The sequence below is a fragment of the Streptomyces ossamyceticus genome (assembly GCF_001418475.1).
GTDB classification, from domain to species: Bacteria; Actinomycetota; Actinomycetes; order Streptomycetales; family Streptomycetaceae; genus Streptomyces; species Streptomyces ossamyceticus.
In genome coordinates, this window is the sequence record NZ_LIQX01000583.1 from 1 (window position 1) to 3,530 (window position 3,530).

4 protein-coding genes and 1 pseudogene are annotated in these 3,530 nt (G+C 76.0%); 4 read left to right on the top strand and 1 reads right to left on the bottom strand.

The annotated features are described in order from the left end of the window. The 3 genes from AOK15_RS33830 to AOK15_RS33840 all read left to right on the top strand — a co-directional run. Positions 1 to 819 (top strand): AlkA N-terminal domain-containing protein (locus AOK15_RS33830; protein ID WP_276206247.1); only part of this gene is annotated, 819 nt, incomplete at its 5' end. Next, positions 816 to 1,400, top strand: coding sequence for a methylated-DNA--[protein]-cysteine S-methyltransferase (locus tag AOK15_RS33835; RefSeq protein ID WP_079058859.1), 585 nt, complete (start codon positions 816 to 818; stop codon positions 1,398 to 1,400). The genes AOK15_RS33830 and AOK15_RS33835, both read left to right, overlap by 4 nt. Positions 1,401 to 1,491: 91 nt before the next feature. Beyond that, positions 1,492 to 2,034, top strand: coding sequence for a hypothetical protein (locus AOK15_RS33840; RefSeq protein WP_157870445.1), 543 nt, complete (start codon positions 1,492 to 1,494; stop codon positions 2,032 to 2,034). 218 nt (positions 2,035 to 2,252) lie between these two features. Here AOK15_RS33840 and AOK15_RS33845 read toward each other — a convergent pair whose 3' ends face one another. Continuing rightward, entirely contained in the window at positions 2,253 to 2,735 is a 483-nt protein-coding gene (locus AOK15_RS33845; RefSeq protein WP_055522141.1) for a DUF456 domain-containing protein, read from the bottom strand. 363 nt (positions 2,736 to 3,098) lie between these two features. Here AOK15_RS33845 and AOK15_RS47715 point away from each other — a divergent pair. Next, a pseudogene (locus AOK15_RS47715) lies at positions 3,099 to 3,530 on the top strand (protein phosphatase 2C domain-containing protein); the annotation flags it as partial.

Below are 3,530 nucleotides of genomic sequence, written 5' to 3' on the forward strand. Positions count from 1 at the left end.
TGCGGCGGTAGATGCGGCGGCCCCCACCAGTCCACCGCCCTCTTCGACGTCCTCGACGCCGAGGCGATCCCCGGCGTCGAGGAGCTGAGCGGTCCCCGGGGCCGCCGCATCTACCGCCGCACGCTGCGCCTGCCGTACGGCACCGGCATCGCCGAGGTCGACGAACGCCCCGGCACCGGCGCCCGCCGCCGCACGGGCCCCGCGCCCGGCCGACCCGGCGACCACCCCGGTGGCTGGCTGGACGCCCGCCTCCACCTCACCGACCCCCGCGACCTCACCACCGCCGTCCAGCGGCTGCGCCGCCTCCTCGACCTCGACGCCGACCCGTACGCCGTGGACGAGCGCCTCGGCGCCGACGAGCGGCTCGCCCCGCTGGTCGCCGCCCGGCCGGGCCTGCGCTCGCCGGGGGCGACGGACCCGGAGGAGTTCGCGATCCGCGCCCTCGCCGGCCCCAACGAAGCCGCACGGCTCGTCCACGTGTACGGCAAGACCCTGGACGCCCCGCACGGGACGCTCACCCACCTGTTCCCCGAACCGGCCGCACTGGCCGACACCGACACCGGAGGGCCCCTCCGCGCACTCGCCACGGCCCTCGCCGACGGCGCCGTACGCCTCGACGTCGGCGCCGACCGTGACGAGGCCGAGGCCGCGCTGCTCGCCCTGCCGGGCATGGACCCGCGTACCGTCGCCGAGATCCGCACCCGCGCCCTCGGCGACCCGGACGTGGCCCCGCCGGACACGCCCCTGCCCGACGCCTGGCGGCCCTGGCGGTCGTACGCCCTGCGCCACCTGGGCCCGGCGACCCGGAGCACCCGATGACCACGCCTCCACCAGAAGCGACGACCAGGCCAAGGCCACCAAGGAGTTCAGCCGTGAGCGCCGGACAGCGGACCTACTGCACCAGCGTCGACAGCCCCGTCGGCCCTCTCCTCCTGACCGCCGACGCGTCCGGCGTGCTCACCTCACTCTCCGTGCCGGAGCAGAAGGGCGGCCGGGTGCCGCTCGCGGACTGGCGCCACGACCCTGCGCCGTTCCGGGAGGCCGCGGAACAGCTCGCCGCCTACTTCGCCGGGGAGCTGAAGGAGTTCCGGCTGGAGTCGCGCGCCGAGGGCACGGAGTTCCGGCAGCGGGTCTGGGCAGCCCTCGACGACGTCCCGTACGGCGCGACCACCACGTACGGCGCCATCGCCTCCCGTATCGGCGCGCCCAGGGCCGCCGTCCGGGCCGTCGGCGGCGCGATCGGCGCCAACCCGCTGCTCATCCTCCGCCCCTGCCACCGGGTGATCGGCGCGGACGGCTCCCTCACGGGATACGCCGGCGGCCTCGACCGCAAGCGTCTGCTGCTCGGACTGGAGGGAGTGCTCGGGGCCGACGGCCGGGACGGCGATGTGACCCTGTGACGCGGGGGATCAGGACGCGTGTGCACAGGTCCGCCCGACGGTGTCCCGACGGTGTGAGGGCGGGTGCGCGGGTCCGCCGCGCCGGGAGGTGATGAGGGGCTTGTGTCGCTTCCGCCGAGCGAAGGGCGGCCCGCATGGCCGGCACACCCCGGGCGCCCGTACCGCCCCCGTACCGGCCCCCCGTCCCGCCGTCGCGTCGGCACCCGCGCAGGCGTACGTCCTGACCCTCGTCCTCCTCGTGGCGACCACGGTGATCGGCGCGCTGCCGGCGAGGGCGGCCACCCACCGGGGCCCGTCCGCGGCGGCCCGGCACTGGACGGGTACCTGGGCGGCCGCCGCGTCCGGCACGGTCCCCGCCCTGCCGGGGGCCTCGATCCGCAACGTCGTCCATGTCGGCGTGGGCGGCACGGCGGCGCGGATCAGGATCTCCAACCGGCTCGGCACCGCCCCGCTCCGGCTGGGCGCCGTCACCGTGGCGCTCCAGGTGCCCGGCCTCCCGGCCTCCCGGACGCGGTGCCGGGGTCGCTGCGCGCCGCCACCTTCGGCGGTGCCCGCACGCTCGTCGTCCCACCGGGCCGGGACCATGTCACCGACCCCGTCGCCCTGCGCGTACCGGCGTACAGCAACCTCCTGATCACCCTCCACCCTCCACACTCCCGCCGACTCAGGCCCGGCCACCTACCACCGGTCCGCCCGCCAGTCCGGCTTCGTCGCCCCGCGGGGCGACCGGACCGCCGACCAGCACGGCTCGGCGTTCACGACGACCGTCGCTGACCTGATGGCCGCGGCGGGCGCGGCTGGATGTACGTGGCGGACGCGGACTGCTGGTCGTGACGAGGCCGGGGGCGCCGCTCAGCGGCCGAGCACCGCCCCGATCCACGCCCCCGCGACGAGCAGGCAGGCGAAGAGTTCCGCCAGCACGCTGGAGCCGCCGGAGCGCATGGCTGTGCGCACGGCCGCCGCCGCCTCGCGGTGCCGGCCGAGCCGGAGCCGCTCGGAGAGGTAGATGCCGCCGACGAACCCGGGGATCGCGCCGACCACCGGGACGAGGACGAAGCCCAGGAGCGCCCCGACACCGGCGTACACCGCCATGCGGGGGGAGGCGCCGCTCAGCTCCAGGCGCCGGGGAGGCAGCATCCAGCGGACCGCCCGGGACAGCAGAAGGAGGGTCGTGGAGCCGACCAGCACCCACCAGGCGACCGGGCGGGGCTCCTCCAGCGCCCACCACATGACCCCGGCCCACACCAGCAGGGACCCCGGTACGCCGGGCACCAGCACTCCGCACAGGCCGAGCAGCACGACCACGCCGACCAGCAGGAGTTCCCACACTCCCATCTGCCCAGGGTGCAGGACCGCACGAGAGGACGCAGGTCAGAGAGGACGCCCCCGGTGCCGCCACAGCCGCCCCGGCCGCTCCCCGGTGGGCGGACTCCCTGGCACACCGAAGACCACGGCCCGGCGGTCTCCCTCCCGCTCCACGAGAACGCACGGCTGCGCGCGGACACGGGGACGTCCCCGTACCACCGCCCCAGGTACGCGACAGCACAACCTCCTCGGAGGATCCTCCGGCCCCTCGACTCCCTCGTCTCGCACCGGAGTTCGATGTGTAGTCCGACACGCCGCGCGGTCATCGGCTCTGCGGGCTGATTTTCCGGATGCCCCGTTTTCATACGGCTGTTGAGGTGGACAATTAGGGGCATGAGTCAGCAGGGGGAGAGGCCGACCGGTCATGAGGACGACTGGTGGCGGCAGTTGTACGACGACGCCAGTGGGGACACGGGCCCCTCGGTCGCGGCCGATTCCCTCGACGACCGGTTCGCCTCGGCGGCGAACACGGTCCGGAATCGGCCGACGGCACCGCCGAACGGGACGAGCGTGACCGGCCCGCCGCGCGCGCAGGGACCCCGAGGAGCCGAACCGGACGGACAGGGCGGACAGGGCGGACAGGACGGTCCGAGCGGTACGGGTACGAGAAGCACCGGCCCCGGCGGCTCCGCCGCCGCGGGCTCGGTGGCCCCGTCGGGCCCCTCGGCCACCGGGCCCCTTGCGGACAGGGTCCCGCACCAGGGTTCCCACGACCACCGGGCACCTGCCCCCGCCCCGGCGCCCGAGCCGCCGCCTCCTCCGCCC